The organism is Streptomyces sp. NPDC107498 (assembly GCF_055582805.1).
On the sequence record NZ_JBVJPE010000008.1, the window covers coordinates 67,671 to 94,645 of the forward strand.

The 26,975-nt window shown below is 74.3% G+C and carries 21 protein-coding genes; 13 read left to right on the forward strand and 8 right to left on the reverse strand.

Going from position 1 to position 26,975, the window contains the following annotated elements; all coding sequences use genetic code 11:
• Nucleotides 1-1,197 (reverse strand): thiolase C-terminal domain-containing protein, encoded by a 1,197-nt coding sequence (locus ACZ66Z_RS16260; RefSeq protein WP_469934621.1) that lies wholly within the window; start codon nt 1,195-1,197, stop codon nt 1-3.
• A gap of 106 nt (nt 1,198-1,303) precedes the next feature.
• Between ACZ66Z_RS16260 and ACZ66Z_RS16265 the strand changes: the two genes are divergently transcribed.
• Nucleotides 1,304-2,515, forward strand: coding sequence for an acyl-CoA dehydrogenase family protein (locus ACZ66Z_RS16265; protein WP_469934622.1), 1,212 nt, complete (start codon nt 1,304-1,306; stop codon nt 2,513-2,515).
• Nucleotides 2,516-2,986, forward strand: a complete 471-nt coding sequence (locus ACZ66Z_RS16270) for a nitroreductase family deazaflavin-dependent oxidoreductase (protein WP_469934623.1) — start codon at nt 2,516-2,518, stop codon at nt 2,984-2,986.
• 295 nt (nt 2,987-3,281) lie between these two features.
• On the opposite strand, the gene ACZ66Z_RS16275 is transcribed toward ACZ66Z_RS16270, so the two are convergent.
• Nucleotides 3,282-3,929 (reverse strand): TetR family transcriptional regulator, encoded by a 648-nt coding sequence (locus ACZ66Z_RS16275; protein ID WP_351189101.1) that lies wholly within the window; start codon nt 3,927-3,929, stop codon nt 3,282-3,284.
• Between the two features lie 354 nt (nt 3,930-4,283).
• On the opposite strand from ACZ66Z_RS16275, the gene ACZ66Z_RS16280 reads away from it, so the two are divergent.
• Both ACZ66Z_RS16280 and afsK read left to right on the forward strand, forming a co-directional pair.
• Nucleotides 4,284-5,075: a VOC family protein gene (locus tag ACZ66Z_RS16280; RefSeq protein WP_469934624.1), complete on the forward strand. Its 792-nt coding sequence runs from the start codon at nt 4,284-4,286 to the stop codon at nt 5,073-5,075.
• A gap of 162 nt (nt 5,076-5,237) precedes the next feature.
• On the forward strand, nt 5,238-7,649 hold the full coding sequence (afsK, locus tag ACZ66Z_RS16285) for a protein serine/threonine kinase AfsK (RefSeq protein WP_469934625.1): 2,412 nt from the start codon (nt 5,238-5,240) through the stop codon (nt 7,647-7,649).
• On the opposite strand, the gene ACZ66Z_RS16290 is transcribed toward afsK, so the two are convergent.
• A complete protein-coding gene (locus tag ACZ66Z_RS16290) occupies nt 7,646-8,284 on the reverse strand; it encodes a hypothetical protein (RefSeq protein WP_469934626.1) in 639 nt (212 codons plus the stop codon). The two genes, afsK and ACZ66Z_RS16290, sit on opposite strands and share 4 nt — an antisense overlap.
• Nucleotides 8,285-8,443: 159 nt before the next feature.
• Here ACZ66Z_RS16290 and ACZ66Z_RS16295 point away from each other — a divergent pair, with 159 nt between their 5' ends.
• The gene (locus tag ACZ66Z_RS16295) at nt 8,444-9,037 is read left to right on the forward strand and encodes a hypothetical protein (protein ID WP_469934627.1); all 594 of its coding nucleotides are present in this window, start codon (nt 8,444-8,446) and stop codon (nt 9,035-9,037) included.
• A 45-nt stretch (nt 9,038-9,082) separates the two neighbouring features.
• On the opposite strand, the gene ACZ66Z_RS16300 is transcribed toward ACZ66Z_RS16295, so the two are convergent.
• The 3 genes from ACZ66Z_RS16300 to ACZ66Z_RS16310 are packed head-to-tail and all read right to left on the reverse strand — an operon-like array spanning nt 9,083 to nt 11,436.
• Nucleotides 9,083-9,859, reverse strand: a complete 777-nt coding sequence (locus ACZ66Z_RS16300) for an enoyl-CoA hydratase/isomerase family protein (RefSeq protein WP_469934628.1) — start codon at nt 9,857-9,859, stop codon at nt 9,083-9,085.
• Nucleotides 9,856-10,287 (reverse strand): Zn-ribbon domain-containing OB-fold protein, encoded by a 432-nt coding sequence (locus tag ACZ66Z_RS16305; protein ID WP_469934629.1) that lies wholly within the window; start codon nt 10,285-10,287, stop codon nt 9,856-9,858. Before ACZ66Z_RS16305 ends, ACZ66Z_RS16300 begins: the two co-directional genes overlap by 4 nt.
• A gap of 6 nt (nt 10,288-10,293) precedes the next feature.
• Nucleotides 10,294-11,436 (reverse strand): lipid-transfer protein, encoded by a 1,143-nt coding sequence (locus tag ACZ66Z_RS16310; RefSeq protein ID WP_469934630.1) that lies wholly within the window; start codon nt 11,434-11,436, stop codon nt 10,294-10,296.
• An 84-nt stretch (nt 11,437-11,520) separates the two neighbouring features.
• On the opposite strand from ACZ66Z_RS16310, the gene ACZ66Z_RS16315 reads away from it, so the two are divergent.
• The gene (locus ACZ66Z_RS16315) at nt 11,521-13,101 is read left to right on the forward strand and encodes a FadD3 family acyl-CoA ligase (RefSeq protein WP_469934631.1); all 1,581 of its coding nucleotides are present in this window, start codon (nt 11,521-11,523) and stop codon (nt 13,099-13,101) included.
• A 250-nt stretch (nt 13,102-13,351) separates the two neighbouring features.
• On the opposite strand, the gene ACZ66Z_RS16320 is transcribed toward ACZ66Z_RS16315, so the two are convergent.
• Both ACZ66Z_RS16320 and afsR read right to left on the reverse strand, forming a co-directional pair.
• Nucleotides 13,352-13,561, reverse strand: coding sequence for a hypothetical protein (locus ACZ66Z_RS16320; RefSeq protein WP_469934632.1), 210 nt, complete (start codon nt 13,559-13,561; stop codon nt 13,352-13,354).
• A gap of 218 nt (nt 13,562-13,779) precedes the next feature.
• Nucleotides 13,780-16,866 (reverse strand): SARP-family global regulator AfsR, encoded by a 3,087-nt coding sequence (gene afsR / locus ACZ66Z_RS16325; RefSeq protein ID WP_469934633.1) that lies wholly within the window; start codon nt 16,864-16,866, stop codon nt 13,780-13,782.
• A gap of 166 nt (nt 16,867-17,032) precedes the next feature.
• On the opposite strand from afsR, the gene ACZ66Z_RS16330 reads away from it, so the two are divergent.
• The 7 genes from ACZ66Z_RS16330 (at nt 17,033) to ACZ66Z_RS16360 (ending at nt 26,955) form a co-directional block, all read left to right on the forward strand.
• Nucleotides 17,033-18,250: an amidohydrolase family protein gene (locus tag ACZ66Z_RS16330; protein WP_469934634.1), complete on the forward strand. Its 1,218-nt coding sequence runs from the start codon at nt 17,033-17,035 to the stop codon at nt 18,248-18,250.
• A gap of 496 nt (nt 18,251-18,746) precedes the next feature.
• Nucleotides 18,747-20,108, forward strand: a complete 1,362-nt coding sequence (locus ACZ66Z_RS16335; RefSeq protein ID WP_469934635.1) for a hypothetical protein — start codon at nt 18,747-18,749, stop codon at nt 20,106-20,108.
• Nucleotides 20,109-20,354: 246 nt separating this feature from the next.
• Complete coding sequence (locus ACZ66Z_RS16340) at nt 20,355-21,272, forward strand: TIGR03619 family F420-dependent LLM class oxidoreductase (protein ID WP_469934636.1); 918 nt, start codon at nt 20,355-20,357, stop codon at nt 21,270-21,272.
• 11 nt (nt 21,273-21,283) lie between these two features.
• Entirely contained in the window at nt 21,284-22,045 is a 762-nt protein-coding gene (locus tag ACZ66Z_RS16345) for an SDR family NAD(P)-dependent oxidoreductase (RefSeq protein ID WP_469934637.1), read from the forward strand.
• Nucleotides 22,046-22,144: 99 nt separating this feature from the next.
• Complete coding sequence (locus ACZ66Z_RS16350) at nt 22,145-23,269, forward strand: LLM class flavin-dependent oxidoreductase (RefSeq protein ID WP_469934638.1); 1,125 nt, start codon at nt 22,145-22,147, stop codon at nt 23,267-23,269.
• Between the two features lie 504 nt (nt 23,270-23,773).
• Nucleotides 23,774-25,501, forward strand: a complete 1,728-nt coding sequence (locus ACZ66Z_RS16355) for an N-acyl-D-amino-acid deacylase family protein (protein ID WP_469934639.1) — start codon at nt 23,774-23,776, stop codon at nt 25,499-25,501.
• Nucleotides 25,498-26,955, forward strand: a complete 1,458-nt coding sequence (locus tag ACZ66Z_RS16360) for an aldehyde dehydrogenase family protein (RefSeq protein WP_469934640.1) — start codon at nt 25,498-25,500, stop codon at nt 26,953-26,955. The genes ACZ66Z_RS16355 and ACZ66Z_RS16360 overlap by 4 nt, the downstream gene beginning before the upstream one ends.
• The last annotated feature ends 20 nt before the right edge of the window (nt 26,956-26,975 follow it).

The following is a 26,975-nucleotide window of genomic DNA, read 5'->3' on the forward strand; positions in this document are numbered from 1 at the left end:
CTATGACGCTTGTATAGATCTTCTCGTGCCCGGTCGGTCCCGGCCCAGCACCACCGTCCCCGAGGAGCAGAACCAGCCGCCCGTCCCCGAGGCCACCGCCAGTTCCGGCAGCGAGCCGTCCGTCCGGCGCACCTGGAGCCCCGGGGCCTCGCCGCGCAGCTGTCGCACCGCCTCCACCAGCAGGAACAGGCCCCGCATCCCCGGATGGCAGGCCGAGAGCCCGCCGCCGTCCGTGTTCACCGGCAGCCCGTCCTTCTCCCCGACGAACGCGCCGCCCTCGCCCTTCGCGCAGAAGCCCAGGTCCTCCAGGGTCACCAGGGTCATGTAGGTGAAGGCGTCGTAGATCTCGGCGAGGTCGACGTCGGCGGGCCGGACGCCCGCCCGCTCGAAGGCCAGCCGGCCGCTGACGGCCGCCGGGGAGACCGTGAAGTCCTCCCACTCCGACATCGTGGTGTGCGAGACGTGCTCGCCCGTCCCGAGCACCCACACCGGGGCCGTGCGGCAGTCCTGGACGTACTCCTCGGCCGCGAGCAGCACCGCGCAGCCGCCGTCGCTGCGGATGCAGCAGTGCAGCCTGGTGAACGGGTCCGCGATCATCGGCCCGTCCAGGACGTCGTCGACGGTGATCGGCTCGCGGAACATCGCCTCCGGATTGAGCGCCGCGTTCGCCCGCGCCCGGACGGCCACCTCCGCGAGCTGCTCCAGGGTCGTGCCGTACTCGTGCATGTGGCGGCGGGCGGCCATCGCGTACTTGGCGATCAGGGTGTGCCCGTACGGGACCTCGAACTGGAGCGGGCCGCGCGAGCCGAACGAGAGGTTCGCGGTGCGGCGCCGGGCCCTGATGTCGGCGCGGGCGGTGGAGCCGTACACCAGCAGGACCGCGTTCGCGTGACCGGCGGCGACGGCGTCGGCGGCGTGCGCGGCCATGACCTCCCAGGTGGCGCCGCCGACGGCGGTCGAGTCCACCCAGCGGGGGCGCAGGCCCAGGTACTCGGCGACCTCGACCGGGGCGAGCGCGCCGAGGCCCGCCGAGGCCAGGCCGTCGATCAGCGAGCGGTCGAGGCCGCTGTCCGCGAGGGCGCGGCGGGCGGCCTGGGCGTGCAGGGCGTAGGGGGTGGCCCCGTCGACCCGGCCGCAGTCGGACAGGGAGACGCCGACGACGGCGACGCGGCGGGAGCTGCGCGTGGTGGTGGGCATAAATCTGACGGTACATCAGATCTGGGGAATCGGGACCGGTGCTTCTCTGGGCAACCGGCCCTGTACCGCCCTAACATGACGCACCGTCAGACACGGAGGGAGCTCCATGGACGTCGCCGATGCCGCCGCGCTCAACGCCCCGCGGGCGGAACCGCCCGCCGACCCGCCGACGGGACCGCCCGCCGCCGCGCCCGCGCCGCCGCCCGTGCCGCCCGACGAGGAGCGGCAGGAGCTCCGCCGCGCCCTGCGGGAGCTGCTCGCCGGGCGGGGCGGGACGGGCGGGGGCCGGAGCGACGGCCCCGAGGGGGACGACACCGCCCTCTGGGCCCGTGCGACCGCCACCCTCGGCCTGGCCGGACTCGCCCTCCCCGAGGAGTACGGAGGCGCCGGTCGCGGCCCCGTCGACCTCGCCCTCGTCTGCGAGGAGACCGGCCGCGCCCTCGCCCCCACCCCGCTCCTCGCCACCACCGTCCTCGCCGCCCCGCTCCTCGCCGCCCTCGGCACCCCCGCCCAGCGCGCCGCACTCCTCCCGCGCGTCGCCGACGCCACCCTCACCTGCGCCCTCGCCGCCCCCTCCGGCACCGCCCTCGCCCTCGGCCTCACCGGCGACAACACCGAAGGCGACTGGTCGGGCGGCGGCCGGTCCGGCGGCATCCAGGCCGCCCGCGCGACGGACGGCGACTGGCGCCTCTACGGCGAGGCCGCCCAGGTCCTCGACGGGCACAGCGCCGGACTGCTCCTCGTCGCCGCCCACGCCGGCGGCTTCGCCCGCAGCCGTACGCTCCTCTTCCTCGTCCCCGCGGAGGCCCCCGGACTCGTACGGACCCGACAGCCCGCCCTCGACCCCACCCGGCCCCGGGCCACCGTCCAGTTCCGGGACACCCGCGCCGAACTCCTCGGCGAGGAACCGGCCGACGTCCTCGGCGCCCTCGCCGCCACCGGCCGTACCGCCGCCGTGATGCTGGCCGCCGAAGCCGTCGGCGTCGCCGCGGCCGCCCTCGACCGCGCGGTCGGGCGCATCCGCTCCCGCGAACGGTCCGGCTCCCGGCACCGCCTCGCCGACCTCCACGTCCGGATCGGGACGGCCCGCTCCCTGACGTACTGCGCGGCCCGCGAACCCGGCCCCGGACCCGACGGCGGACCGCTCGCCCTCGCCCACGCCCTGGAGGCGCTGCGCGCCGCCGCCGACGAGTCGCCCACCGGGGAGGACCCCTGCTTCAGGCGGGCCGCCTCCGACGAACTGCTCTTCGGCCCCGCCCGCCGGCTGCGCGCCCGGGCCGCGGAACGGACCGGACCCTTCGGAGAGGAGGCGGCGTAGATGCCCGCCGGACGGAAGCTCGTGCAGAAGGTGTCCTCGACCCGGACCTTCGCCAAGGTCGCCCCGCACGTCATCCCGGTCATGGACCGGGCCGTGCACCGGCTGACCAGGGGGAAGGTGCTGCTCAGCGCACGGATGCTGCCCGGGGTGATCCTCACCGCCCGGGGCGCGAGGAGCGGGCGGCCGCGGGTCACGCCGCTCGCCTGCATGCCGGAGGGGGACGGCCGCTGGCTCCTCGTCGGCTCCAACTTCGGCCGCCCGGGCCATCCGGCCTGGACGGCGAACCTGCTCGCCCACCCGGACGCCGAGGTCAACTGGCGGGGCGAGGACGTGCCCGTACGGGCGGAGCTGCTCGCGGGCGAGGAACGGGCGGCGGCCTGGAGGGCGGCGCTGGAGTTCTGGCCGCCGTACGCCACGTACCAGGCGCGGATCGAGCGCGAGATCCGGCTCTTCCGCCTCACGCGCAGGTAGCGACCGCACGGGATCGGCGACGGACCGGATCGGCCCGGCAGCGGCCCCACCGGCTCCGCATCGGCCCCGAACCGGACCGGATCGGCCCGCACTGGCCCGAACCGGCCCCCACCGGCCCGGTGGCGGCCCCCACCGGCCCGGTGGCGGCCCGCACCGACCCGGGCCGGGCCCGCGCCGCGCGTCGATCCCTCGTCGTGCCCGGACACGGCGACGCCGACGGCGGTCCCGGCCCCGGTCTCGCGGGGCGGGTCGCCGTCGGCGTCGACGACAGGACGGGTGGAGGAAGGGGCCGGCGCTACCTGGTCGGCTTCTTGCCCGTGATGCCCAGGTGCACCAACAGCGCCAGGTTCGGTTTGAGCTCGGCCTGCTTCACGCCCCAGGTCTGGAAGCCCTTCTGGTGGCCGGCGACCGAGGCCAGCATCGCCACCAGGGAGCCGGCCATCGCGGCGGGGCTGACGTCCTTGTCGACCTTGCCCTTGGTCTGGAGCTCCTTCACCGCGTCCGTGAGGGAGTTGGTGACGGAGTTCAGGATCTTCATGCGGATCTTGTAGAACCGCTTGTCGCCCTCGGCGGCGCCGAGGTCCACGACCCGCAGGATCGCGTCGTGCTTCCGCCAGAAGTCCAGGAATCCCTCGACGAGTTCCTCCGAGGTCTGCCATCCGGCCTTGCCGACCCAGGAGCGGCCGCTGACCAGCTCGGTCAACGCGGCGCCCTCCTTGGCCATTTCCTCCGCGATCTCGAGGACCGCCCCCTCGACGTCCGGGAAGTACTGATAGAACGTCGCGGGTGAAGTACCCGCCTTCCGGGCCACATCGATGACCTTGACGTCCCGGTAGGGCGAGGAGCTGAGCATCTCACCGAGGCAGTCGAGCAGCTTCTGCCGCGTCGCCTGACCGCGTCGTCCGGCCACGCGGCCGTCGACGGTGCGTACTTGTCCTGTCATGCCGTCAGCTTACCGAGGGGGGGTCGGCGCGCGATTCGGCCGACTGCAAATGGGGTGCACCCCCGGCTCGCCCCCGTTCCGCGAGGTCGGCGCGGGTGGGCGGGCCGAGGGGGCGGGGGCGGTATCGAGCCAGTTCCGGACGCCGGGGGCGGGCCCGCGGGCGGCCCGGGGGTGGGCCCGGCACCGGGCCCGGGGCCCGCGCGGGGAGTCCCGTACCCGAACAGGCTCATGGGCGGGCTGTGGGCGAGGCCGGTGGACGACCCGGGCGCCCCAAGGGATCCGACCCACTGCATCGATCCCCTGTTCGCCTCCCGGGGCGTGCGGGGCCGCCCCCTCCGCCCTAGCGTGAAAGGCATGGCCGTACGCACTGAGGGCACCCCCTGCTGGGTGGACGCACAGCTCCCCGACCTCGAGGCGGGCAAGCGCTTCTACGGCGAGCTCTTCGGCTGGACCTTCGACCCCGACCGCGACGAGGCCCTCCTCGACGGCCGCCGGGTCGCCGGGCTCGTCCCCAAGCGGGACGGGCGGATGCCCACCACCTGGACCCTCTACCTCGCCACCGAGAACGCCGGCACCCTCGCCACCCGGATCAAGGCCGCCGGCGGACAGATGGTCATGGAGCCGTACCCCGTCGGCCCGTTCGGCGTCCGCGCGCTCGCCGCCGACCCCGGCGGCGCGGTCTTCGGCCTCCGGCAGGAGGGGGACGACGACGGCTTCGAGGTCACGGACGAGCCGGGGGCCTTCTGCTGGATGGAGGTCTACACCCGCCGTCCCGACGACGTCGACACCTTCTACGCCACCGTCTTCGGCTACCTCGGCCGCCAGGTCGACGCCGTCGGAGAGGGCGGGGGCGCCCGCCTCGACCACCGCGTCTGGTCCCCGCCCGGCTCCCGGCCCGGCGGCGGCGACGCCTTCGGCGGGCGGGCCGTCATCACCGACGACTTCCCCGCCGAGATGCCCGGCCACGTCCTCGTGCACTTCGCCGTCGCCGACTGCGACGAGGCCTGCGAGACCACCGTCCGGCTCGGGGGCCGGATCGCCACCCCGGCCCTCGACACCCCGCACGGCCGCGTCGCCGTCCTCCACGACAACCAGGGCGCCCGCTTCGCCGTCCGCGAGGAGCCGGAACCGTCCGCCGGGGACTGATCCGTCACCGGCCGCACCGGCCGGCGCACCCCGTACCGCGGCGCCGCGTCACGACATGTGACACCCCGATCCGCCCCCGGGTTCGCAACCGGGCCCTCGGACAGGAAGAATCAGGGCCACGGGGCCGTACCTTCATGGCCCGTACGGGGAGGTGGCAGGCAAGTGGAACAGCTGACGCAGCACGACCCGAGACGCATCGGGCCCTTCGAGGTGCTGGGCCGGCTCGGCGCGGGCGGAATGGGCCTGGTCTATCTCGCGCGCTCGGCCTCGGGCCGGCGCGTGGCGATCAAGACCGTGCGCACGGAGCTCGCGGAGGACCAGCTGTTCCGGGTCCGCTTCACCCGGGAGGTGGAGGCCGCCCGGGCGGTCTCCGGCTTCTACACGGCCGCGGTCGTCGACGCCGACCCGCGCGCCGCCGTGCCCTGGCTGGCCACCGCCTACGTGCCGGCGCCCTCCCTCGAGGAGATAGTGAACGAGTGCGGGCCGCTCCCGGCCCAGGCCGTCCGCTGGCTCGCCGCGGGCGTCGCCGAGGCCCTGCAGTCCATCCACGGCGCGGGCCTGGTCCACCGCGACCTCAAGCCGTCCAACGTCCTCGTCGTCGAGGACGGCCCCCGGGTGATCGACTTCGGCATCGCGTCGGGCGTCTCCAACACACGGCTGACGATGACCAACGTCGCCGTGGGCACGCCCGCCTACATGTCGCCCGAGCAGGCCCGCGACTCGCGCAGCGTCACCGGTGCCAGCGACGTCTTCTCGCTGGGCTCGATGCTGGTCTTCGCCGCCACCGGCCACGCGCCCTACCACGGCGCCAACCCGGTCGAGACCGTCTTCATGCTGCTCCGCGAGGGCCCCGACCTGGAGGGCCTGCCCGAGGAGCTGCGGCCCCTCATCGAGTCCTGCATGCAGATGGACGTCAGCCGCCGGCCCACTCCGGCCGACCTCCAGGCGCAGCTCGCCCCGCACCTCTTCGGCCCCGGCAGCGACGACAGCGGCACGGCCTCCGCCTGGCTGCCGCAGAGCGCCACCGCCATGATCGAGCAGCGCCGCGGCGGCGGCCGCCAGCTGCCCGCTCCGGTGACGCCGCCGCGGCCCCCGGCGGATCCGCCGGGTCCCCGCCCCGACCCCCGCTTCCCGGAGCGGGCGCCCGAGCACGCGCCCGTCGGCGGCCGGCACGCCGGGCCCGCCGAGAGCGCGGGCGGCCCCGTGCGCCTCGGCGGCGCGACCGTGCCGATCGGCCCCGGCCCCCGGGTCGCCGACACCCGGGCGGCGCTCGCCGTCGGCCGGGGCGCCGACGCGGGCCCCGCGACCGGCTGGATCCGCCCGCCCGGCGGCGGCCCCCACGGGGCCGATCAGGCCCCGCAGCAGGGCTCCCGTCCGTCCGTGCCCTCGCAGGGCACCGACCAGACGGCGGCCCCGCAGCCCCCGCCGGAGCCCGGCCACTGGCGGCCCTGGCGCTTCCGGATGTCGAACGACGTCTGGGGCACCCCGGTCGTCGACGGCGACCTGCTGTACGTGACCTCCTTCGAGGTGCACGCCCTGGACACGGGCAGCGGCCGGCGCCAGTTCAAGACCCGGGACGTGGCCTGGTCGATGGCCGTCGCCTCGGGCCGCATCCACGCCTCCGACGGCCCCACCCTGTACGCCCTCGACGCCGCCGACGGCGGCGAGCGCTGGCGGCTGCACACGGACGCCTGGGTGTACTCGCTGAAGGTCGACCGGGGCACGGTCGTCACCGGCACGCGCGGCGGCGGGGTGCAAGGCTGGGAGGCCTCCAACGGCGCCAAGCTGTGGGAGCTCACCGGCGCGCAGACCGACTTCGAGACCCCGGAGGCGGGGCCCGCCGTGCACGGCGACACCGTGTACGTGTGGCGGAACGCCCGGCTCCAGGCCCTCGACGCCCGCACGGGCGCGGAGCGCTGGTCGTACCCGATCGGCGACGCCGCCTCCTGTGCGAACGTGCCGGTCCGGGTGGCCCCGGCCGAGGACGGCTGCGTGTACGTCTCCGCCGGGACCCGGGTCCTGTCGATCGACATCGCGGGCGGGCACGTCCGCTGGCACTTCGAGGCGCCGGCGGTCTTCCTCTCCCCGCCGGCGTTCGCGCCGGGACCGGCGGTCACGGGCGGCGGGGTGTACCTCTCGGACCACCTCGGCACCGTGTACGCGCTCGACGCCACCACCGGCCAGGACCGCTGGCGGATCGCGACCGAGCCGCGCCAGTCCGCCGAGCCGGTGCTCGTCGCCGACGGCAACGTCCACGTCGGCAGCGGCAGCGCGCTCTACACGCTCGACGCGGTCACCGGCACCCCCCGGTGGCGGTTCGCGGCGGGCGGCGAGCTGGTCGGTTCCCCGGTCGTCGCCGACGGCCGGGTGCACTTCGGCTCCGCCGACCACGTCCTGTACACCCTGGACGCGACCGGCGGACAGCTGCGCTGGAAGCTCGCGACGGGCGGCGAGATCACCGGCTCGCCGGTGGCGAAGGGCGGGGTCGTGTACGCGTGCAGCAAGGACCGCTGCGTGTACGCGCTCGACGCGGCCAAGGGCACGGCGACGGGCAGGGGCGCCGCGGCGCGCTAACGCCACGGGGGCGGCGGGCCGCCGTCGTCGCGGTCCCGGTCCTGGTCCTGGCCCCGGTCCCGGCCCGGCACGTCGTAGGTCTGGGTCGGGGCCGAGGACGACGGCTCCGACCGGGGCCCGTCCGCGGGGCCCCGGTCCATCGGGCCCCGGTCTGCCGGCGGGCCGTCCGGTGGCAGGTGCTCGTGCCGGGGGGACCGGCCCGCCCGGATCGTCCGGGAGGCGTGGTGCCGGCCCGGCATGACGAGTGCGCCGATGAGCAGCAGGACCCCGCCGCCGACGGCGTACGCGAGCCCCTCGTCGAGGCCCCTGCCGTCGACGTCGATGACGAGGCCCCCCTCCGCCTGGCCGAGCCGCACCGTCCACAGGACGGTGAAGCCGAGGACGAGGAGTCCGGCGACGGTGACGAGCAGGCGGGAGCGGAGCACCACGCCGACGAGGGTGACGAGTGCGGCGAAGGCGAAGGGCAGCAGGATCGAGCCCAGGAGGTCGGCCTTCGCGTCGGTGATGCCGGTGAACAGCTCGTCGATGCCGTAGTCGCGCCCGGGACGGCCGTCGTACCAGGCACGGAAGGGGCTCCAGACGGCGGCCGTCGCTCCGGCGAGAGCCAGGACGGAGCCGACTGCGTCGCGGATCATGGGCGGCCTCCTCGGCGGTCCGGCCCTCTCTCCCGACGCTACGCCTGGCGAGGGGGGCCCGCCATGTGGCGGGGCGCGGTGCCGGCGTCACGCGCCCGGCCCGATCGGCACGGCATCCCCTAGGGTGGCGCGGACACGACAGACAGGACGGAGCCGACGATGGTACGGACGCGCGTGAAGCTCGCGGCGACGCTCACGGTGGTGGTCCTCGCGCTGACCGGTTTCCACACCGGCAAGGGCGGCCACGGGAGCGGCGGCGGCAGCGGGAAGAGCAAGAGCGGCAAGAGCAAGAGCCGGAGCCACTCGGACTCCGACGACGACGACGATTCGGGCGGCGGCTGCTCCAGCGACGAGCAGGGCAACGACGACTACGACGGTTCGGGCGGCTCCACGCCCGGTGCCAGTCCTTCTCCCACGTCGGCCGAGGTCGAGGTGGTGGTCGTCGACTGCGTGAAGCCCGCGCAGAAGAAGCGGAAGGGCAGGCCCGCCCGGAAGGCGGACACCACGGCGACCCTGAGGATCACCTCGCACGGCCTGTCGGCGGGGACGTACGAGGTGACGCTGGAGTTCAAGGGCGTCACGGGTTCCGCGGTCGACTCGGTCACGACGGCCGTCACGGTCGGGAACCACGAGGACAGGACCTTCGAGGTCGCGATGAAGAACCCCGAGGCCGTCGACCGGGTGAAGAACTGCCACGTGTACGACGTGCGCGGGAAGGCGACCGCCTCCCCGAGCCCGTCCTCGAGCAGCTGACCTCCGGGCCCGCCCGGCTCCGCCGTCGGCGGCGCCTTCCACCCGCTATCGGAGCCGGTACCCGCCGCTCCTCCGGGTGAACAGCTCCGCCTGCCGTTCCGGCGGCAGGTTCCCGAGCGTCACCAGGTGGGCGGCGTGGGCGAGGGCCTGGGCGCGGGCGGCCTCGTCGACCGACCACAGCGCCCGTACGGTCCCCTGGACGGCCTCGGTGGGGTGGGAGGCGATGACGGCGGCGGCGGCCCGCGCGGCGTCGAGCGCGCCGCCCGGCCCGGTCAGCTCGGAGACCAGCCCCGTCTCGTACGCGCGCCGGGCGGAGACCCGTTCGGCGGTGCCCATGAGGGCCGTCCGGGCGACTTCCCCGTACGGCATCTTCCGGGTCATGAGGACGGTCTCGAAGGCGGAGACCATGCCGTAGGTGGTGTGCGGGTCGAAGAAGGTGGCGTTCTCGCCCGCGATGACGAACTCCGCCTCGCCGAGCAGGTGGAAGGCCCCGCCGCAGGCCATGCCCTCGACGGCGGCGATCACCGGTTTCCACAGGTCGTTGGCCTTGGGCCCGAGGGCGAGGAGGGGGTCGTCGATCGTGTACGGGGAGGAGGGCTGCGGGATCCTTCCGGCGTCCTCCCGGTCGATCCCGGTGCAGAAGGCCCGGTCGCCGGCCCCGGTGACGACGATAGCCCGGACCTCGTCCTCGTAGCGGAAACCCCGCCAGACGGCGGCCAGTTCGCGGGCCATGCCGAGGGTGACGGCGTTGTGCTTCTCCGGTCGGTCGAGGGTGACGACCGCGACCCCGGTCTCCTCGTCGCGCTCGACGCGGATGCTCATGTCCGCTCCAGGAGCCAGCGGGGGACGGTGACGCCGTCGACGTCGGTGAAGGCGACCCGGACGGGGGCGCCGATGCGCAGCCGGGCCGGGTCGACCGAGTTCAGGGGGGCGTCCGGGGCGGCGACGACGTTGCCGACGAGGCGGATGCGGGGGGCGTCGGCGAGTTCGACGAGCACCGCGTTGTACGGGGCCTGGGCGGCGTACTCGGGCAGGAGGGGCGGGTGGGGGAGGACGTAGGACCAGATCCGGCCGCGTCCGGACATGAGCCGCCACTCGCTGTCGAAGGAGCGGCAGTGCGGGCAGCAGGGGCGGGGCGGGAAGCGGAGCTCGCCGCAGTCGGGTGCGGCGCAGGCCTGCATCCGCAGTTCGCCCCGGGCGGCGTGCTCCCAGAAGGGCGCGCCGTCCTCGTCGATGACCGGTGTCAGCATCCGGGTTCAGCTCCTCAGCAGGACGGCGGACGTGGGGACGCCCTCGCCCGCCGTGACCAGGCAGGTGGTCGCGTCGGGGACCTGGGCGGTGGAGGTGCCGCGGAGTTGCTTCACGCCCTCGTTGATGAGGTTGAAGCCGTGCACGTACGCCTCGGACAGTCCGCCGCCGCCGGTGTTGAGCGGCAGCCGGCCGCCGATCTCCAGGGCGCCGCCCTCGGTGAAGGCGCCGCCCTCGCCGCGGCCGCAGAAGCCGTAGCCCTCCAGGGAGAGCGGGACGAGGGGGGTGAAGGCGTCGTAGATCTGGGCGACGTCCACGTCGGCGGGGCCGAAGTCGGCTTGCTTCCAGAGGTGGCGGGCGGCGGTCCAGGCGGGCCCGGAGAGCGGGTCGTCGTTCCAGTAGTTGACCATGCCGTGGTGCTGGGCGGGCAGGCCCTGGGCGGCGGCGTGCACGTAGACGGGCTTTCGGCGGCAGTCGCGGGCGCGTTCGGCGGAGACGATCACGCAGGCGAGCGCGCCGTCGGTCTCCAGGCAGTTGTCGAAGAGGCAGAGGGGCTCGCTGATCCAGCGGGCGGTCATGTACATCTCGCGGGTCAGCGGTCGCTCGTACATGATCGCGGCGGGGTTCTGGTTGGCGCGGTTGCGGCAGGCGAGGGCGACGTTGAAGAGGTGGTCGCGGGTGGCGCCGTACTCGTGCATGTAGCGGCGGGCGAGCAGGCCGATCTCGTCGGCGGGGCGCAGCAGTCCGAAGGGGCGGGTCCACTGGCCCGGGGTGGGCAGCTGGACGGCGGTGTTCTTCCAGGGGCGGGGGCCCGAGCCCCGCTTCCTGGACCGCCAGGCGACGCCGACGCTCGCCTGGCCGGTGGCGACGGCGGCGGCGAGGTGGCCGACGGTGGCGCAGGAGCCGCCGCCCCCGTATCCCACCTTGCTGAAGAAGGTGACGTCACCGGCCCCGATGGCCTTCGCCACCTCGACCTCGTCGGTCTCCTCCATCGTGTACGAGGCGAAGGCGTCGACCTCGTCGGGGGCGATCCCGGCGTCGTCGAGGGCGGCGAGGACCGCCCGGCAGGCGAGGGTCTTCTCGGTCTCGTGGAGCTGTTTCGCGAAGGCGGTCTGTCCTATCCCGACGATGGCCGTGGCGTCCTTGAGCACCGAACCTCCTCATGGGGCAGCACTGCTGACAGCGCGTCAGGCTACAACTAATCTGACGGATAGTCAGCTACAGGGAGGTTGGACATGGACGTGGACACGGACGGCGACCCGCGCGGCGACCTGGAGTGGGGCACGATCCCCGGCCTCGTCCGGGCGGCGGCCGAGCGCCACGGGCGGCGGGAGGCCGTCGTCGACGGCCGCGTCCGCGTCACGTACGTCGAACTCGGCGAGCGCGTCGAGCGGGCGGCCGCCGCCTGCCTCGCCACCGGGATACGGAGCGGGGACCGGGTCGCGATCTGGGCCCCCAACACCCTCGACTGGATCGTCTCCGCCCTCGGCGCCGTCACCGCCGGCGCCGTCCTCGTCCCCCTGAACACCCGCTTCAAGGGCACCGAGGCCGCCTACGTCCTCCAGCGCTCCCGCGCCCGGCTGCTCTTCGTCACCGGCACCTTCCTCGGCACCTCGTACGTGGCCTCCCTGCGCCGCTCGGGCGTCGAACTCCCCGACCTGGAGCGGGTGGTGGTCCTGGGCGACACCGCCCCCGACGACGAGGGCTGGACCACCCTGAAGGCCTTCCTCGCGGAGGGCGACGCCGTCCCGGCCGCCCGTGTCCGCGCCCGCGCCGACGGCATCGACCCCGCGTCCCCCTCCGACATCATTTACACCTCCGGCACCACCGGCCGCCCCAAGGGCGCCGTCATCAGCCACGCCCAGACCCTGCGCTGCTACGCGATCTGGTCCGAGCTCGCCGGCCTCCGGGAGGGCGACCGCTACCTCGTGGTCAACCCCTTCTTCCACACCTTCGGCTACAAGGCCGGCGTCCTCGCCTGCCTCATGCGGGGCGCGGTGATCGTCCCGCAGTCCGTCTTCACCGTGGACACCGTCCTCGCCAACGTCGCCGCCGAGCGCGTCACCGTCCTCCCCGGCCCGCCCACCCTCCACCAGTCCCTCCTGGACCACCCGGCCCGTCCCGCGCACGACCTCTCCACCCTCCGCCTCGTCGTGACGGGCGCGGCCGTGGTCCCGCTGCGGCTGGTCGAGCGCCTCCGCGCCGAGCTGGGCGTGGGCACGGTCCTCACCGCGTACGGCCTCTCCGAGGCGAGCGGCGTCGTCACCATGTGCCGGCGCGACGACCCGGACGGGACGATCGCCACCACGTCGGGCCGCCCCGTCCCCGGCACCGAGCTCCGCCTCTCCGACGACGGCGAGGTCCTGGTCCGCGGCCACCACGTGATGAGCGGCTACTTCGAGGACGAGGAGGCGACGGCGGCGGTGATCGACGCGGACGGCTGGCTGCACACCGGCGACGTCGGAGTCCTGGACGGGGCCGGCAACCTCCGCATCACCGACCGCCTGAAGGACATGTTCATCGTCGGCGGCTTCAACGCCTACCCGGCCGAGATCGAGCAGCTCCTCGGCCTGCACCCCGACATCGCGGACGTCGCCGTCATCGGCGTCCCGGACCCGCGCCTCGGCGAAGTCGGCAAGGCCTTCGCGGTCCGGCGCCCGGGGGCACGGGTCACGGCGGACGACCTGATCGCCTGGTCGCGCCGGGAGATGGCGAACTACAAGGTGCCCAGGGAGGTCGAGTTCGTGACGGAACTGCCGCGGAACGCGAGCGGGAAGGTGGTGAAGGGGGAGCTGAGGACGCGGACGGGGAACTGACCGCGAGGAGCGGCGCACGACCCCCCCCACGACCGGAAGAACGGAAAGGGCGGAGGGGCCGGGCGTCTGCCCGGCCCCTCCGTGGTGCGGTGGTCCGATCGCGTTGCGCACGGGCCCTGCCGGGCGGATCCCCCCTGGTTCCGCCGGGCGTCCCCCGAGCCCGTGTGCTCCCCCGTCGACCGGACCTCCCCGTGCGGTCCCGGCGGCTCCCCCGAAGTCGCCGCCGGGACCGTTCCCCGTCGGGAGTGGCTCAGTGGGACGGCTCGCCCGTGGTTCCGTCACCGAGGACCTTGTCCGCGATGGCGTCGGCCGGACCGGAGGTGGCGTGCATGTCCTTGGTGGCGATGCCCTCGTCGTGGCCGCCCGTGATCTTTTCGGTGATCGCGTCGAGAGCCGGCTCCGAGGTGGCGTGCATGTCCATGGGCTTGATGATCGGGTCCTGCTTGATCGGGTCGGTCATGCTCGTCAACTCCTGCGTGTGATGTCCGAGATGTGGGGAGATTCGTCCAGCCGTTCCCCCGTGGACAGCTGGACGAATCTCCGGGGCCGATCACCCTAGTCCTTCGGGGTCCGCGGCCCTCATCGGCGAACCGCCTGCCCCCCGACGCGGCGGATCGTCATGCAGAGAAGCATGCCGGGTGGCGATAAACGAACGATGAACGCACTGGCCGTGCGGGTCTACGCGGCGGTCGCGGGGGTCAGCAGCGCACGGACCTCGTCGGCCTCCGGGGCGCCGAGTTCGTCGAAGATGCCGAGCGCCTCCTGCCAGCAGACGAGCGCACGGCCGGTCTGCCCGATGCCGAACAGGGCCCGCCCGAGGACGGTGAGGACGTTGCCCCGCCGCCACTCCCCGCCGATGCCCCGCAGCACGGTGAGGGCCATCTCGGCGTTCGACGCCGCCTGGGCGTGCCGGCGGGCGGCGATGTCCACCTCGGACAGCCGGAAGAGCGTCATGCCCTCCCACAGCCGCTGCCGGCTGTCGGAGAAGACCGCCAGCGCCTCGCGGAGCTGCTCGCTCGCGGCGGTGAGCCGGCTGTCCTGGGTGAGGGCGAGGCCGAGGGCGTACCGCCCGTTCGCGCCCCGGAGCGCGTGGCCCATCGCGTCGTATATGTCCGTGCCCTGGCGGGCCAGCGCTATGGCGCTCGACGTACGGCCCGTCGCCAGGTGGATGCGCGAGAGGTTGCAGAGCGCGCTGGCCTCCCCGGGCCCGTCCCCGATGCCGCGGAACCGCTCGATCGCCTCGGTGAGGTACTGCTCGCCCTCCGCGAACCGGTTCTGGTACAGCGCGATGATGCCCCGGGCGTTGGCGGACCAGCAGGCCGGCACCGGATCCTCGGCCCGGTCCGCGCACGGCAGGGCGAGTTCGGCGTCGCGGTCCGCCTCCGCGAAGCGGCCCGCCGTGTGGTGGACGCCCGCGAGGACCATGAGCGCACGGCCTTCGGCCCTGGCGTCCGCATGGGTCCGGGCCGCGTCGCGCACGACGACGCCCGTCGCCTCGAACTCCTTGGAGTTCGCCCCGGACTCGCCGAGGTCCAGCGACGCCCACAGGAGGTCCACCCCCCGGCGCAGGGTCGTCGGGGACGACGCGGACCGGCGGACGCAGGCCAGGAGGCAGTTGGCCTCCGCGTAGAGCCAGTCCTGGGCCTCGTGGCGGTCGGTGAAGGCGAGGCCCTCGTACGCCGTGGGTTCCAGGTGGTCGACCAGCCGGTCGCCGGGGCGTTCGATCGCGTACACCCGGGCCGCCGTGGAGAGGTAGAAGTCCAGGAGGCGCGAGAGCGCCGCCTCCTTCTCCGACGGGGGCTGCTCGTCGCGGTCCGCGCACGCACGCGCGTAGAGCCGGACCAGGTCGTGGTAGCGGTAGCGGCCCGGCGCCGCCGATTCCACCAGGGACGTGTCGACGAGGGCTTCGAGGAGGTCCTCCGTGTCCCACAGGGGGAGGTCCAGGACCGCCGCCGCTGCCGCCAGCGAGATGTCCGGGCCGTCCGCCAGGCCCAGGAGGCGGAAGGCGCGGGCCTGCGCCGGCTCCAGCTGGCCGTAGCCGAGCTCGAAGGTCGCCTTGACCGCGAGGTCCCCCGCCTGGAGCTCGTCGAGGCGGCGCCGCTCGTCGGCCAGCTTCGCCGCCAGGACCGAGACCGTCCACGTCCGGCGCGCCGCCAGGCGGGACGCCGCGATGCGGATCGCGAGCGGGAGGAAGCCGCAGGCCGCGACCACGTCGAGGGCCGCCTCGCGCTCCGACCGCACCCGCTCCTCGCCCACGATCCTCGTGAACAGCCGGAGCGCCTCCTCCGGGGACATCACGTCCAGGTCGACCAGGTGCGCGCCCGCCAGGTCGACCATCCGGATGCGGCTCGTGACCAGGGCGGCGCAGCCCGCCGTGCCGGGCAGCAGGGGGCGGATCTGGGCGGCGTCACGGGCGTTGTCGAGGAGGACCAGGACCCGGCGGCCGTCGAGCGTCGAGCGGTACAGCGCCGCCCGGTCGTCGAGCGAGTCCGGGATGGCCGAATCCGGTGTGCCGAGGGCGCGGAGGAAGGAGCCGAGGACGGTCTCCGGGGCGGCGGCGCGGGAGCCGGCGCCCTGGAGGTCGACGTACAGCTGGCCGTCGGGGAAGTGCGGCCGGGCCTCGTGGGCGACGTGCACGGCGAGCGTGGTCTTGCCGACGCCGCCGATGCCCGCGAGCGCCGAGACCGCCATGACGTGGCCCTCGGCGCTGGCGAGCCGGGCGCCCAGCTCCCGTACGAAGGAGGCGCGGCCGGTGAAGTCGGGGACGGTGGCCGGGAGCTGGGCCGGGCGGGCCACGGGCGCGGCGGCGGGGGCCGACTCCTCCACCGGGCGGGCGAGTTCCGCGTCGGCCTGGAGGATGCGCTGCTGGAGCCGGGAGAGCTCGGGGGTCGGGTCGACGCCCAGTTCGTCGGCGAGGAGCCGGCGGGTGTCGGCGTACACGGCGAGGGCCTCGGCCTGCCGTCCGCTGCGGTAGAGGGCCAGCATGAGGAGTTCGCGCAGGCGCTCCCGCAGGGGGTGCGCGGCGGTGAGCGCGGTCAGCTCGGAGACGGCCTCCGCGTGCGCGCCGACCTCCAGGTCGATGTCCAGGCGGGTTTCGAGGAGGGTGAGCCGCCACTCCTCCAGGCGGGTCCGCTGGGTCTCGGCGTACGGGCCGGGCACGGAGGCCAGCACCTCGCCGTCCCACAGGTCGAGCGCCTCGGCGAGCCGCGCCCGGGCGGCCGTCCGGTCCCCGGCCGCGCGGAGCTTCTCGGCCTCCGCGGCGAGCTCCTGGGCGGCGGTCACGTCGAGCGCGTCGGCGGGGACGCGGAGCGCGTAGCCGCCGGACTCGCTGACCAGGACGTCCGGGTCGAGGGCCTTGCGGAGCCGGGAGGCGTACGTACGGACCGCGGCGAGCGCCTGGGAGGGGGGCTCCTCGCCCCAGAGCGCGTCGATCAGCTCGTGGGCGGTGGCGGTGCGGCCGCCGCGCAGGAGCAGCGCGGCGAGCAGGGCGCGCTGCTGCGGGGAGCCGGTGGGGACGGGTTCGCCGTCGCGCCAGGCGCGGACGGGTCCGAGCACGCCGAAGCGGAGCGAGCCGGGAGGGCCCCCGCCGGTGCCGGCACCGGTGCCCGTGCTCGGGCGTGCGTCGGCGTCCGGGCGTGCGGCGGTGTCCGGGCGCATGCCGGCGCCCGTGGTCCCGGCGGCGGCCGTCACTTCGCCCGCCGAGGCTGCCGGGCCCTGCTTCGGAGCCCGCTGCGCCGGAACTCGCGGCCCGTTCTCACGGTCCATCGCTCCCCCTGCCCCTGCTGCTGGTTTCGCCCAGGACAGTCTGCCTTGTCCGGAGGGAGTCCGTCAGCATCGGGTGGGTCGTTGTGAAGCCGTTGTGCGCCGGTAACCGGGCCGTTCCGGTCCCCGATAGCTGACGGGTCGTCAGATCGGCGCTACCGTGAGGGCCATGGAGACCTTCCCGAAGATCATCTCGGTGGACGACCACACCGTGGAGCCCCCGCACGTCTGGCGGGACCGGCTCCCGTCCCGGTACCACGACACCGGGCCCCGGATCGTCCGCGCCCCGCTCAAGGAAATGACCTTCCTCGGCGGCAGGTTCGCCCCGGTCATGGGCGCCAAGGGGGACGACGGCCCGATCGGCGACTGGTGGGTGTACGAGGACCTGCACAGACCCCTCACACGGCTCGACACCGCCGTCGGCTGCGACCGGGACGAGATACGCCTCGAAGTCATCACGTACGAGCAGATGCGGCCCGGCTCCCACTCCGTGCCGGACCGGCTCGCCGACATGGACGTCAACCACGTCCAGTCCGCGCTCTGCTTCCCCACCTTCCCCCGCTTCTGCGGGCAGACCTTCACCGAGGCGGGCGACCGCGAGCTCGGACTGCTCTGCGTCCGCGCCTACAACGACTGGACGGTCGAGGAGTGGTGCGGGCCCGAGGCGCACGGGCGGCTGATCCCGCTCACCCTCATCCCGCTCTGGGACCCCGAACTCGCCGCCGCCGAGGTCCGCCGCAACGCCGCGCGCGGGGTCCGGGCCGTCGCCTTCTCCGAGATCCCGCCGCACCTCGGGCTCCCCTCGGTCCACACGGACCACTGGGACCCCTTCTTCCGGGCGTGCGACGAGACCGGCACGGTCATCGCGATGCACATCGGCTCCTCCAGCCGGATGCCGTCGACCTCCGCCGACGCGCCGCCGGCCGTCGGCTCCACCATCACCTTCGCGAACTGCTGCTTCTCGATGGTCGACTGGTTGATGAGCGGCAAGTTCGAACGCTTCCCGAACCTGCGGATCATGTACGCGGAGGGGCAGATCGGCTGGATCCCGTACATCCTGGAGCGCGCCGACGTCGTCTGGGAGGAGAACCGCGCCTGGGGCGGCGTCGCCGACAAGGTCACCCGCCCGCCCTCCGAGCTCTTCGCGGACCACGTCTTCGGCTGCTTCTTCGACGACGCCTTCGGGCTCCGCAACCTCGACGCGATCGGGGCGGGGAACGTCCTGTACGAGACCGACTACCCGCACTCGGACTCCACCTGGCCCCGGTCGAAGGAGGTCGGCGAGGCGCAGACGGGCCATCTGCCGGCGGACGTCGTCGAGCGGATCGTCCGCGGCAACGCGATCGAGCTCCTCGGGCTGTCGCCGGACGGTCTCTGGCGGCCCTAGGGAGGGCCTTTCGGGCCGGACCGGGCCCCCGCGCGGGGGCCCGGGCGCTTCCGTGCGGACCCGTCGTACGCCCTGGTCCGGGCTGCTTGTCGCCCCATCGGCCCAACAAGGCCGCCCCCTGATGGCGGCATGTCATGGACTGCGCACAAATGGTTGTCAAGTGTGCGTTTCTTGCACATCACGAGACAGCCACGGTGGACGTCCCTCCGGGGTGTTCACGAACGGAGCCTGTGACATGACCCCCGACCTCCCGCACATCCAACCGGCGGACGACGACATAGGACCGACCACAGAGCCTCGCCCGGGTCCCTCCCGCCAGCCGGTTGTCTCCTCGTCCCCGACGCTCGGCGCGTCCCCCCGCCCCGATCGACCGACGACGGCCCCCGCCGTGCCGCCCGTTCCGGTCGTACCGCCGATTCCCGTCGCAGCGGCGGGCCCGGCCGTACCGACGGTTCCGGGCGCGACGGCAGGTCCGGTCGTACCGACGGACCCGGTGGTGACGGCGCTCTCGACCGACCCGCAGCCCCGGGTCACCCCGGAGCCCCCGGCCGCCCCGGAGCCCCTGGCCGACCCCGAGGCGCGGAACGCCCCGGAGCCCCCGGCCGACCGGGAGCCCCCGGCCGCCCCGGACCCCCGGGCCGACCCGGAACCCCCGGTCGACCCGAAGGCCCCGGCCCCGGTCGACGCGGACGCGCAGGCCGCCCCGGAACCCCCGGTCGACCCGAAGGCCCCGGCCCCGGTCGACGCGGACGCGCAGGCCGCCCCGGAGTCCCCGGAGCCGCCGAAGTCCCCGGAGCCGCCGAAGTCCCCGGAGTCGCCGGAGTCCTCGGACGCCCCGGTCGATCCGGGGTCCCCGACCGCCTCGGACGCCCCGGTCGGTCCGGAGCCTCCCGTCGGTCCGGAGCCCCCGGACGCCCCGGCCGGTCCGCAGCCGCACGCCGCCGCCCCCGAGCCGTCGGACCACGACGAGGCCGGTGACGAGGCGGTTCACACGCTGCTGCGGACGGCGGCGACCGAGCGGCCGGTGGAGGAGGTCGCCGCGCTGGTGGCCCGCCTCCAGGAGACCGGCGCGCTCTCCAGCCCCGCGGACGTGGCGCTCCGCGCGGCGGCCGTCACCCGTCCGCTGGACGAGGTGCGCCAACTCCTCGCGCTGCTGAACGCGTCCGGGTACGACCTCCACCAGGCCGAGACCACGCTGCGCGCCGCGGCGGTGGGCCGGCCGGTCGAGGACGTGGTCCGGCTCGTCGGCATCCTCGGCGCCGACAGCAGCGACTGGCAGTCCACCGGGAGCGGGGACGGCGGGGCGCGGAAGGCCGAATCCGGCGGGGAGGACCGCGAGCGCGTCGACGGGAAGGCCGCACCGGCCGCCGACCCCCCGAAGCGCGCCCGGCGCGCCCCCAAGGGGCGGAAGTCCGGCCTGGACGGGGCCCTGGCCTCGGGTCCCGGCAGCCACACCGCCTCTCCCGCGCTGAGGTCGGTGCTGCGCTGGCCCGCGGCGCTCGCGCTGTTCGCCTGCGGCCTCCTCCACCTGCCGGTGGACCTCGCGGGCCTGCGTGCGGGCGGCGACGCGGACGCGCTGTCCGCGGTCGTCACCGTGCTCTGCCTGGCGGGCGCGGTGTGGCTCGCGGCCCGGGACACCCTGGTCGTCTGGGCCGCCGCCGCGGGTCTCGCGGTCGTCGTCATCGCGCTCCACGGAGTCGCGAGCGCCCGCACCGTCGACCTGCTGGGCAGCAGTCTCGGCACCACCTTCGCCTGGGCGAAGGCGCTGGCGCTCCTGAGCGCCGTGGGCATCGTCTGCCTGGCCGGCTCGGCCCTGGTGCGCCACGCGAGGACGACCGGCGCGGCGGACAGCACCTGACACACCGGAGCACGGCACCGGAGTACAGCTCCGGAGCACGGTTCCGGAGCACGAAGGAAGAAGATCGCCCCCGCTCGGGCAGCCCCGCGCTGCCCGAGCGGGGGCGTGTCCGCAGGGGGTGCCGAGGAGGTCCCGGAACCCCGCACCCCTTGCCTGATGGGACGTCAGGTACGAGCATGGGCCTGCTCGTAGAAGTGACGACCCGTCAGATTTGGGCCGTGTGCCCGGGGCGCAAGGGGGTTTTCCATGGTGGTCTACGGCATGCAGCTGCCGGTCCAGTCGCAGAGCACCCTCTACGCCGAGGCCTGGGAGGCGACCGCGGGTCCCGCGGACCTGCTCGCCGTCGCCCGGGCCGCCGAGGCGCACGGCTTCGACTACCTCGCGAGCTGCGACCACGTCGCGGTCCCGCGCCGCCTCGCCGGACCGATGGGCACCGTCTGGTACGACCCGGTGGCCACGCTCTCCTTCCTCGCCGCGGCCACCGAGCGCGTCCGGCTCCTCTCGCACGTCGCCGTCGTCGGCCTGCGCCACCCGCTCGTCACGGCCAAGGCGTACGCGACGCTCGACCACCTCTCCGGCGGCCGCCTGGTCCTCGGGGTGGGCGCCGGGCACGTCCAGGAGGAGTTCGAGGCGCTCGGCGTGGACTTCGCCCGCCGGGGCGCCGTGCTCGACGAGACGGTCGACGCGCTGCGGGCGGCCCTCGGGCCCGAGGAGTACCCGGAGCACCTGGGGGAGCGGTTCGCCTTCAAGGACCTGGGGCAGCTGCCCCGGCCCGCGCAGGAACGGGTCCCGCTCTGGGTGGGCGGCTCCTCGCCGGCCGCCGTGCGCCGGGCCGCGCTCAAGGGCGACGGCTGGCTGCCGCAGGGCGACCCGCGCGAGAAGCTCGCCGGACAGGTCCGCACGCTGCTGCGGCTCCGCGCGGAGGCCGGGATCGCCGAGCCCCTCACCGTCGGCGCGATCACCGAGGCGCTGTACGTCGGCACGCCCGGCTGGGAGGTCGGCCGGCGCACCCTGAGCGGCCGGCCGGAGGAGCTCGCCGCCTCCCTGCGCGCGTACGGGGAGATGGGCGTGCACCAGATACAGGTCCGGTTCCGCTCCCGGAGCCGTACCGAACTCGTCGACCAGATCGCGGCCTTCGGCACGGAGGTCGCCCCCCACCTCTAGGGAGTGCGGACATGGGAAAGCTCGACGGGCGGGTCGTCCTCGTCACCGGGGCGGCGCGCGGGCAGGGCGAGCAGGAGGCGCGGCTGTTCGCCGCCGAGGGCGCGCGGGTGGTCCTCGGGGACGTCCTGGACGACGCCGGCGAGGCACTGGCCGAGGAGCTGGGGGAGGGCCGGGCCGCGTACGTCCACCTGGACGTGACCAGCGAGGACGACTGGGCGGCGGCCGTGGCGGCGGCCAAGGAGCGCTTCGGGCGGATCGACGGGCTCGTCAACAACGCGGGCATCCTCCGCTTCAACGAACTGGTGTCGACCCCGCTCGACGAGTTCCGGGCGATCGTCTCGGTCAACCAGACCGGCTGCTTCCTGGGCATCCGCACGGTCGCCCCGGAGATCGCGGCGGCCGGCGGCGGGACGATCGTCAACACCGCCTCGTACACCGGACTCACCGGCATGGCCGGGGTCGGCGCCTACGCGGCGAGCAAGCACGCCGTCCTCGGCCTGACCCGGGTCGCCGCCCTGGAGCTGGCGGCGCGGGGGGTCCGGGTGAACGCCGTGTGCCCCGGCGCGATCGACACCCCCATGAGCAACCCGGAGGGCGTGGACCCGGCGGCCACGGGCGAGCTCTACCGCAAGCTCGTGCCGCTCGGGCGGATCGGCCGGCCGGAGGAGGTGGCGGCCCTGGCGCTCTTCCTGACCGGGGAGGACTCGGCGTACATCACGGGCCAGCCGTTCGTGATCGACGGCGGCTGGCTGGCGGGCGTGAGCCTCTTCTGACGAACCGTCAGGTATTGACGCACCTGTGCCGCGGTGCGAGAGTCGGGCACATCAAGGAATCTGACGAGTCGTCAGAAACGACGAGGACGGTGAACCCCCTTGGAATTCGGGATCTTCGTACAGGGATACGTCGGCAAGCGCGCCGAGACCGATCCCGAAGCCGAGCACAAGGCCCTCATGGAGGAGACCGAGTACGTCATCCAGGCCGACAGGTCGGGCTTCAAGTACGCCTGGGCCTCCGAGCACCACTTCCTGGAGGAGTACTCGCACCTCTCCGCCAACGACGTCTACCTGGGCTACCTCGCCCACGCGACGGAACGGATCCACCTCGGCTCCGGCATCTTCAACCCCCTCGCCCCCGTCAACCACCCGGTCAAGGTCGCCGAGAAGGTGGCGATGCTCGACCACCTGTCCGGCGGGCGCTTCGAGTTCGGCTCCGGACGCGGGGCGGGCTCCCACGAGATCCTCGGGTTCATGCCGGGCATCACCGACATGAACCACACGAAGGAGATCTGGGAGGAGACCATCGCCGAGTTCCCCAAGATGTGGCTCCAGGACGAGTACGCCGGCTTCCAGGGCAAGCACTGGTCGCTGCCGCCCCGCAAGGTCCTCCCCAAGCCGTACGGGAAGTCCCACCCCGCCATGTGGTACGCGGCCGGCTCACCGTCCTCGTACGCCATGGCCGGGAGGATGGGCCTCGGCGTCCTCGGCTTCAGCGTCCAGAAGGTCTCCGACATGGAATGGGTCGTCGAGTCCTACAAGAACGCGATCAAGGAGGCGCGCGCGGTCGGGGACTTCGTCAACGACAACGTCATGGTGACGTCGACGGCGATCTGCGCGGAGACCCACGAGAAGGCGGTCGAGATCGCGGTGGGCGGCGGCCTCAACTACCTCCAGTCCCTCCTCTTCCGCTACCACGACACCTTCCCCCGCCCCGAGGGCATCCCCGAGTGGCCCGAGCTCCTCCCCGAGTACTCGGCCGAGATCATCGAACTCCTCATCCAGGAGGAACTGATGATCTGCGGCGACCCGAGCGAGGTGCTGGCCCAGTGCAAGCGGTGGGAGCAGGCGGGCGCCGACCAGCTCTCCTTCGGCCTTCCGATCGGGATCTCGTACGAGGACACGATGAACTCGATCAAGCTGATCGGGGAGCACGTGATTCCGGAGATCGACACGGATCCGGTCCACCGGACGACCCGCATGCGCCACTCCTCCGGCTCCTGACGCCCTCCCCGCAACCCGCCCCCACCGGGGCGGCGCGCTCCCCGCACCCCCGTGTGGGCAATCGTCCCGCTGGGGCGGGACGGGTGGGCACAACGGGACGGCGCGCTCCAGCGGCGCCTCCGCGTTCCGCGCCTTGACCCGCACCCCGTGTGCAGCGCACGTTCCGGTGCGGGGCAAGGCACGGGAGCCTAGGCCTCGGCAAGGGCGCCGTTCCGTTGTGCCCACCCTCCCCCAAGCTCTCGGCTCCGCTCGAGCAGGGGGGACCCCCTTCGCCCCAGCGGAACAACTGCCCACAACGGGGGGCGGCGGGCGCGGCCCGCAACGGAGGGCCCGGCGGGCGCGGCCCGCGACGGACGCGCGTCCCGGCGCGGTCGCGCCGCAAGCGCGGGACGGTGTCTTCCCGGATCACCGCCCCGTACCGGCCCCGGCCGGAGGCCGTTCCGCGGCGGCCCCGGTCCGGGGCGCACCCACGTCCACGGTCACGCACCACGGAAAGGGACCGTCATGCTCGACCACCTGATCAAGGGCGCCACCGTCGTGGACGGCACCGGAGCCCCCGCCCGCGTCGCCGACGTCGGCATACGGGACGGCCGGATCGTCCTCCCCGAGCGGGGGGCCACGGCGCGCACCACCGAGGACGCCACCGGCCTCGTCCTCGCCCCCGGCTTCGTCGACCCGCACACCCACTACGACGCCCAGCTCTTCTGGGACCCGTACGCCACCCCGTCCATGAACCACGGCGTCACCACCGTCGCCGGCGGCAACTGCGGCTTCACCCTCGCACCGCTCCACCCCGACCGCCCCGAGGACGCCGACTACACGCGCCGGATGATGTCCAAGGTCGAGGGCATGGCGCTCAAGGCCCTGGAGGAGGGCGTCGACTGGAGCTGGTCGTCCTTCGCCGAGTACCTCGACGCCCTCGACGGCCGGATCGCCGTCAACGCCGGCTTCATGGTCGGCCACTGCGCCCTGCGCCGGTACGTGATGGGCCCGGACGCGGTCGGCGGACAGCCCACCCCGGAACAGCTCGCGCGGATGGTGGCCCTCCTCAAGGAGGCCATGGACGCCGGCGCCTGGGGGCTCTCCACCACCCAGTCCTCGACCCACTCCGACGGCGACGGCGCCCCCGTCGCCTCCCGGCACGCCGCGCCCGCCGAGCTGATCGCCCTGTCGAAGGCCGTCGGCGAGCACGAGGGGACGCAGATCGAGGCCATCCTCGCCGGGTGCCTCGACCAGTTCTCCGACGAGGAGATCGAGCTGTTCGTCGAGATGACCGCCGCCGCCGGGCGGCCCCTCAACTGGAACGTCCTCACCATCGACGCCGCCGTCCCCGAGCGCGTCCCGCGTCAGCTCACCGCCTCCGAGCGGGCCCGGAAGTCCGGCGGCCGGATCGTCGCGCTCACGATGCCGATCCTCACCCCCATGAACATGTCCCTCGGCACCTTCTGCGCGCTCAACCTCATCCCGGGGTGGGGCGAGGTCCTCGGTCTTCCCGTGCCCGAGCGGATCCGCAGGCTCCGTGACCCCGGCGTGCGCGCCGAGATGCTGCGGCGCGCGGACTCGAAGGAGGCCGGGGTCTTCCGGCGGCTCGCGCACTTCGGCCGGTACGTCGTAGGGGACACGTACAGCCGCGAGAACGAGGGCCTCACCGGCCGGGTCGTGGGGGACGTCGCGGCCGAGCGCGGTCAGGACCCCTTCCAGGCCCTCGTGGAGATCTGCGCCAACGACGACCTGAGGACCGTGCTGTGGCCGATGCCCAGCGACAACGACCCGGCCTCCTGGGCCCTGCGCCGGGAGACCTGGGACCACGAGGACGTCCTGCTCGGCGGCTCGGACGCGGGCGCGCACCTGGACCGGATGTGCGGCGCCCCGTACACGACCCGCTTCCTCGGCGACTGCCTGCGCGGCCGGAAGCTGGTCCCGCTGGAGCGGGCGGTGAGGATGCTGAGCGACGACCCGGCGCGGCTCTTCGGGCTCCGGGAGCGGGGCCGGATCGCGGAGGGCTTCCACGCCGACCTGGTCCTCTTCGACCCGGAGCGGATCGACGCCGGCCCGGCGACCCTGGTGCACGACCTGCCGGGGGACAGCCCGCGCCTCGACTCGCGGGCGGTCGGGATCGTGTCGGTGCGGGTCAACGGGGTGGAGACGGTGCGGGACGACCGGGTGACCGGCGCGATCCCGGGGCGCGTCCTGCGCTCGGGCCGCGACACGAGGACGGTGAGCACGCGATGACCAGGATCGAGCGCCTCTTCGTGGGAGGGGAGTGGGTCGAGCCCGACGGCGGCCACTACGAGGTGATCGACCCGGCGAGCGAGGAGGTCGTCGGCCTCGCCCCGGAGGCTTCCCGGGCCCAGGTGTACGAGGCGGCCGCCGCCGCCCGCGAGGCCTTCGCGACCTGGTCCCGCACGAGGCCGGAGGAGCGGGCGGCGATCCTCGACCGGGCGGCGGACCTGATGGCCCGGGACGCCGAGGAGAACACGCTCCTCGCCCGGGCCGAGACCGGCGCCACCACCGGCACCGCGCGCGGGATGCAGGTCGCCGTCGGCGCCTCCCGGTTCCGCCGGTACGCGCGCGGGGCGATGGAGCCGGTCGAGCGGGCGCTGCCCCCGCAGATCAACGAGGCCGGTCCGATGGGGAGGGCCGGGGTGTTCGGCGCGGTGGCGGTGCGGCGTCCGGTCGGCGTCGTCACCTGCATCACCTCGTACAACAACCCCTGGGCCAACCCGGCCGGCAAGATCGCCCCGGCGCTCGCGATGGGCAACACGGTCGTGGTGAAGCCCGCCCCGCAGGACCCGCTCTCCGTGTACGCCATGACCCGGGCCCTGGCGGAGGCCGGTGTCCCGGCGGGGGTGGTGAACGTCGTCACCGGCTCCGCGCAGGCGGTCGGCGAGGCCGCCGTCGACTCCCCGGACGTCGACATGGTCTCCTTCACCGGCTCCACGGCCGTCGGGCAGGCGATCGGCGAGGTCTGCGGCCGCTCGCTCAAGCGACAGCTGATGGAGCTGGGCGGGAAGGGGGCCGCGCTCGTCTTCGACGACGCCGACCTGGACTCGGCGGTGCTGGGGATCGGGACGACCTTCGCCTTCTACAGCGGGCAGATCTGCACCGCCCCGACCCGGGTCCTCGCCCAGCGCGGGATCTACGAGCGGCTGATCGAGAAGCTGACCGGCTACCTCGCCTTCATGAAGGTGGGGGATCCGGCGGAGAAGGGGACGGTGGTCGGCCCGGTGATCTCGGCGGCGCACCGCGACCGGGTGGAGTCGTACGTGGAGATCGGGAGGAAGGAGGGGGCGCGGGTCGTCGCGGGCGGCGAGCGCCCGGACCTCGCCCGGGGCTTCTACGTGGCCCCGACGCTGCTCGCCGACTGCACCAACGAGATGCGGGTGGTGCGGGAGGAGATCTTCGGCCCGGTCGTCGTGGTCGTCCCCTTCGGCGACGAGGAGGAGGGGATCGCGCTCGCCAACGACAGCGACTACGGGCTGATCGACTACGTGTGGTCGGGCGACGTGGCCCGCGCGTTCCGCGTCGCGGCCCGGCTGCGGGCCGGCGGGGTGGGCGTGAACACGATCGGCCGGAACATGGAGGCGCCGTTCGGCGGCTTCAAGAAGAGCGGTGTCGGGCGGGACGTGGGCTCGTACGCGCTGCACGCGTACAGCGAGCTCCAGGCGGTCGTCTGGCCGGGATGAGGACCGTCCGGAAAATTCCT